Source organism: Methanobrevibacter sp. (genome assembly GCF_017468685.1).
Classification (GTDB): domain Archaea; phylum Methanobacteriota; class Methanobacteria; order Methanobacteriales; family Methanobacteriaceae; genus Methanocatella.
This window is the reverse complement of record NZ_JAFUHT010000032.1, coordinates 1-6075: the sequence shown is the minus strand read 5'-3', so window position 1 is coordinate 6075 and position 6075 is coordinate 1. Positions and strand designations below refer to the sequence as shown.

The following is a 6075-nucleotide window of genomic DNA, read 5'->3' as shown; positions in this document are numbered from 1 at the left end:
TTTTTTCCTGATTTTTATGTTGGTTTGTAGTTGATGTTGAATTTTCTTTGTTTTTTCTTGTTTCTGGTTGTTGTTGGATTTTTGACATTTTTGTTTGGCGATTGTGTGCAGGAATCTATTAGTTTTTTCGTGTATTTTCTGATTATTTCTTTTGTGGGATTTAGAATCATTATGGGGAGGTATTTTTTGAGTTTTCGTATTAGGTGTGCTTGATTGACTTTGTATTCCTGTTTTATTCCTTTTTGTCTTTTTGTTCGGTTGATTAATAGGTTAAAGTATATTCTGTAGTATTGGAAGATGTTGTATTTGAGGAATTTGGAATATATGTCTTGTTTGATGGTAATTTTTCTTTTTCCTGTGTAATTTTCTATGTTTAGTCTGTTTTTCATTGTATTGTAGTTGGTTTCGATTCCCCAGCGTAGATTGTAGAGTTTTTGGAAATCTTCGATTGTGAAGTTTTTATCCAGTATATTCGTTAGTAATGATTCTGTTGTTCCGTTTTCTAGTGTTATTGTTAGTATTCTTAAATTTAAGTGTTTTATTTTGCTGTATTTTTCTTTTAGGGTTTTATTGTGGAATTTTTTGAGTCTGTCTTTTGTGATTTCTAATTGTATTTCTGAGTCGTTTTCTGTTATTTTGTATCTGTCGTCGATATAGTTTCTATCTTTTAATCTGACGATAAAATAACTATTCATGGACATTATATTGGCGTATAGTTCCATTGCGTTGTATCCTCTGTCAAAAATGAAAATTGATTTTTCGGGTGTGATTAAATCTTGGATATTTTCTATGTTTTTGTGCATTAGTGGTAATTCGGCCTGTTTGTAGTTACCTATGATTCCATCGAGTATAAATCCATTTAATAAGTCCATTATTGATGAAAATTTGGCTTGAGCTGGTTTTCTGTATTTTTCTGTGTCTTTGATTTGGAATTCCTTTCGAACTTCTTCAAAATCTGGAATTTCAAAATCAGATCCATCACCACCAAACAATCTAAATCCTTTATAGGTCTTAAAAAAGTCGTAATTTTTGTGATAATTTATTTCAAGCAGATATTGTTTGCTTATTTCTTTAAATACGATTGGATGGATATATGTTCGTTGTTTGGAAAATGCTTGTCTTGTTATTTGTTGGATATCTGTTGTGAAATTGTCTTCGACGAAGTCTTCAAGATCTGCCTGATTGGAGGTTCCTTTGTTAAAACAAAGGAAAGTCACATAATCCTTAAATGAAAATTTACTGTTTCTTGTAAATTTATTTTCTCCAATAACATATTTATCAATAGGTTTTACAATATTTTCAAACGTATTTTTAATATAGTAAAACATAAAGCATCACAACACTATATTGGGAAGAAATAACATTAAATCGATGTTTTTTCTGTTTTTCAAAGATTTAACAACAAGTTTCTTAAATTCTATTTTTTGGATGAAAATAGAAAAGTTAATTAGTTTCTTTCCCCAATATAGTACTGAGGGTTTGTTATTTTTTTGCATAATATATAATATTCCCTCAATCCTTAATAAAACTTTGTATTACTCTCAAAATCTATTTTTAAAGCATAAATACTTTTAATAAAAAGTATACTTACATGAATATCAACCATTTAAAAATTAAAGAAATTTTCACCACCACCAAGTAAAATGAATAGCGTAGCAATTAAATTAGTTTAGAACTATACTGCTTGCAGAATAATAAAAGACAAATAACTATTTAAACAAACAACAACAAATAATAAAATATTATTTTTAAAAAATAACAAAGATACACACTATATATTATCAATAAAGTAATAATATACTAATAAAAAGAAAAATAAGAATTTTTAGAAAAAATTAAGTTGACGACATTGATAAATTTTAAATATATTGCAGACATAATAATTAGTATGCAATAATAATTAATGGAGATTTGTGATTATTGTTGTAAAAATGTATTTAATCGAATTTTAAATTCCGATTAATTTAAATAATATATTTTCGATTTATTGGGTTAAATCAATTTTAAATAAATATAAAAGTCAAATGTTCAGAATGAATTTGAACTGGCAATGGGTGGTATTTACGGATTTAGTGTTATTATAATGGATAAATCTAATTTTATAGTTTTATTTTGTTTTAATTAGCATGATGACAATTGGAAATATTATTTATTATTAGCTTGAATTAACTGGAATAAATTTAATGTATATTATTAAATTATTTGTTTGATCAGTTTATATTTTGATTTGACTCTCGAGAGAGGGAAAAAATGAAATACAATAAACTATTTAAAATTCTGTTATTAGTTAGTATATTAATAGTATGTTTGACTGCTGTTTCAGCTGCAGAAGACATTAATGCTTCTATGGTTAAAACAGATGATAGTAATATGGTGGTTGAAAATAATGGTGTTTCTGACACTTTAAAATCAGCGAATGATGATGATGTTTTGAGTGATGGAAACGCCTGGTATGTAAAAAATGGTGCAACAGGAGGAGACGGTTCTGAATCCAAACCTTTTGGAAATTTGAAATCTGTAATTAATAATGCCAATTATAAGGAAAATGATGTTATTTATATAATGGAGGGCACCTACACCGGTTCAAGTAATTATGGTATTTCTTTAAAAGAAAATACTACTGTAATGGCTTATAATGATGCAAAACCTATATTTGATGCAAAAAATATAAAATCAGTATTTGTGTTATCTAATAATGGTATAACAATTAAAGGATTAACATTAATTAATGGTGGAGGTTCAGTCATTAAAACTACAGACGGTAAAGATGCATATTGTGGTGGAGCAATTGTAAACTCTGGAGATAATCTGTTGGTTGAGGATTGCATTATTAAAAATAATGACCCAGTATCATATGGTGGAGGTATTTATTCTAAAGGTAAAAATACACAAATAAAATACAATACCTTTGAAGGATGTGATGCAGGTTATGGTGGTGCAATTGCAATTGACGGACCTTACGCTAAAATAATAAACAATACATTTAATAATAATCGGGGTACTCAGGGTGCAGCAGTAAATATTTATAATTATGGTTATGCAAGCATTGTGAATAATTCATTTTCAAAAAACAGTGCAAACAAAGGACATGGAGGTGCAATTTGTGCACGTGCGGGCAGTAACTATATTGCAAACAACACATTTGAAAGAAATACGGCAAAAAGTTATGGTGGAGCAATAATTACTGTAAATCCGAACAATGTAATAGATAATTGTACATTCATATCTAATCAGATATTTAATGCTAATTCAAATACAAATTGGGGAGGAGCGATTTATTCTCAGGGTGCAAATACTCAAATTCTTAATTCAAAATTCTATGATAATGCAGTTAGAGATAATGGTGGAGCAATTTATGTAAGAAATAATGATAATTTAATACAGAATTGTACATTTGATAAAAATTGGGCTGCAAGAGGTGGAGCAATTTATATTGCTCAGGTTGTTTCAAACCACAATATAACAAATACCACCATCAACAACTGTACATTCAATGAAAATGGAGTAATCGAAGAGCAGGATGGTGAACCTAACTTAGGTACAAAAGGTGGAGCAATCTATTCATGGGGAATAGATACTCATGTATATAACTCCGATTTCAATAATAATAAAGCTATGATTGGGGGAGCAATATTATATGAAAGAGGTCATAATTAATTGGAGAATAATACTTTCACAGGCAATAAAGCTTACAGATATGGTGGAGGTGCTATTTCAAGTACTCGATTTGGAGATACTATAAATAATTGTACATTTACAGATAATTTTGCTCAAGGATATGGTGGTGCTGTGAGTGCTGATTATCCAACAATTACAAATTCAACATTTATAAATAATCATGCAAATCATGGTGGTGCAATTTGTACTATAATTGCAGATGTTTCAGATTCAAAATTTTATGAAAACTCTGCAGATGATAATTGGGTTGTACTTGCAGCTACAAAATTAATTGAATCAAATAATATTCATCCGGGTCAAGTAGCATTATCAATGAATCATACAACTTATTTAACAATGGATTATGACGTTGAAAATGAAATTGCGATTATGCCGGGATATTATGCATATTGTATGGAGGAGTATGCTGATTATCCTCAATATGGAGTATTATGGGAAAATTTAAGATATGCTCAAAATTCATTAAGTGAAGAACGTGTTGGAGAATATCTCAAGATTTTAATACTTAAATATTGGAATGATGAAACACAGCATGGAAATCTTCAAAAATTAGTGAATATGTTCACTGATCATGAATTTAAAAGCAGCGATAATGAAATTGTTCAAGAAATAATGTCATTATACGACTCCGGCTATAGGGTACCTACAGTTAATGCATTAAGAGTTTATGATAATGGAACTGTAGCAATATTTAATTTCAAAGAAATTATCACTCCATCTGGAACTCAGAATGTATTTGCATTTAATATAACCTATAATCCTAATTTAACAGTTAAAAAAGAAGTAATTACAAATCCTGTAATTAATGGCAAACAAGTTGAATTCAATATCACTGTTAAAAATGAGGGTAAATGTAATTTAACTTATGCCTGGATTAATGAAACAAGCTTCTCAAACGGTTTGATTTACAGTTCATTTAATTCAAAATTTAATTGGACCTATGATAAACAGGCAAAAATATGGACGTTAAATGATACATTAACTCCAAACGCTACAGCGAATATCATTTTAATATTCAATGTAACAAAAGCTGGAGAAATGAATAACACTGTAAGTGTCGGAATTGGTAATTATACATTTAAAAATGATACTGTTAAATTTACAGTATATGCACCTAAATTAGCTGTTGAAAAATTAACATTAACTAAATTTGTTTATATTGGTAATCAGACAGTATTTACAATAATCATAAAAAATACAGGGGATTATGATTTAAAAGATGTATTTGTGGTTGAAAAATCATATGATGGTTTAAAATATAATAGTTACAATGGTGAGAAATGGATAAAACAAGGTGATAAATACATTTATAATGATGTATTGGCTAAAGGGAAATCCGCTAGTTTCAACATTACCTTTGATACAGTCAAAGCGGGCAATTTTACAAATATTGTAATAGCAGGTTCAAATATAACTGAAAATCAAACTGCTAATAATACAACTACAGTATATAAACCTGGTTTGAAAGTTGAAAAAATCACATTAACTCAAAACGTTAAAATTGGAAGTTTAACATCCTTTAAAATAATTGTAACAAATACTGGGGATTGTAAACTGGGCAGTATTTTTGTTTATGAAAAATATGATCAGGGATTAATATATTACGAATTCACTGGTGATAAATGGTCCAAAAAAGGAGACATATTTAAATACTCAGGTGAATTAAACCCAGGTGAATCTGCTTCATTTACAGTATTTTTCAATACAACTCGTGTAGGTGAATTTACAAATTCAGTAATTGCAGGTTCAAATGTAACTAATAATGAAACAACACAAAACAATACTGTAGTCCTCGAAAATCACACAAATCCATTAAATAAGAGTAATAACACAATATTAAATAAAAGTAGTAAAAACACAATATTAAATAAAAGTGAAATTCCTAAAAAAGAAATAAAAACTAACATTAAAAATGCAACAGGTAATCCTTTAATGGCATTGTTTGCAGTATTTTTAATAGTTGGTGGATTTGGAATTAGGAAACGCAAATAAACTGGAAGTTTTTAACTTCCAATTTTTCTTTTTTTTATAGTAACTTATAAATAATCAGAATTCATTAATTAACAATGGAGATTGATTATTATGAAAATTTTAGCATTACAGGCAAGCCCTAGAAAAAAGGGCAATACTAATCGTGTTTTGGATGAGATGATTAAGGGAGCTGAAGATAACGGTCATGAAGTTAAGAAATATTTCTTACAAGGGTTGGATATTAATCCCTGTAGCGGTTGTGAAATCTGTGCAAAAGGCAAAGACTGCAGATTCAATGATGATGGTGCTGAAATCATTGACCAATTGGCAGAAGGCGCTGGTGTTATTTTAGCTTCACCAATATACTTTGGTCAGATGACTGCACAGGCAAAAACAATTATTGATAGGTTTTATTCTATTTTTAAC

Annotated in this window: 4 protein-coding genes; 3 read left to right on the top strand and 1 reads right to left on the bottom strand. The window is 28.7% G+C overall.

What is annotated here, in order from left to right; all coding sequences use genetic code 11:
• Positions 1–14: 14 nt before the first annotated feature.
• On the bottom strand, positions 15–1328 hold the full coding sequence (locus IJ258_RS04645; RefSeq protein WP_292803640.1) for an IS4 family transposase: 1314 nt from the start codon (positions 1326–1328) through the stop codon (positions 15–17).
• A gap of 922 nt (positions 1329–2250) precedes the next feature.
• Here IJ258_RS04645 and IJ258_RS04640 point away from each other — a divergent pair.
• The 3 genes from IJ258_RS04640 to IJ258_RS04630 form a co-directional block, all read left to right on the top strand.
• Positions 2251–3657 (top strand): right-handed parallel beta-helix repeat-containing protein, encoded by a 1407-nt coding sequence (locus tag IJ258_RS04640; protein WP_292803637.1) that lies wholly within the window; start codon positions 2251–2253, stop codon positions 3655–3657.
• Positions 3658–5670, top strand: coding sequence for a hypothetical protein (locus IJ258_RS04635; RefSeq protein WP_292803634.1), 2013 nt, complete (start codon positions 3658–3660; stop codon positions 5668–5670).
• A gap of 90 nt (positions 5671–5760) precedes the next feature.
• On the top strand, positions 5761–6075 hold a 315-nt coding region (locus IJ258_RS04630; protein ID WP_292803632.1), incomplete at its 3' end, for a flavodoxin family protein.

Coding starts and splice junctions, on each gene's coding strand:
- IJ258_RS04645 (WP_292803640.1), bottom strand. CDS start 1,328: ATGTTTTACTATATTAAAAATACGTTTGAAAATATTGTAAAACCTATT.
- IJ258_RS04640 (WP_292803637.1), top strand. CDS start 2,251: ATGAAATACAATAAACTATTTAAAATTCTGTTATTAGTTAGTATATTA.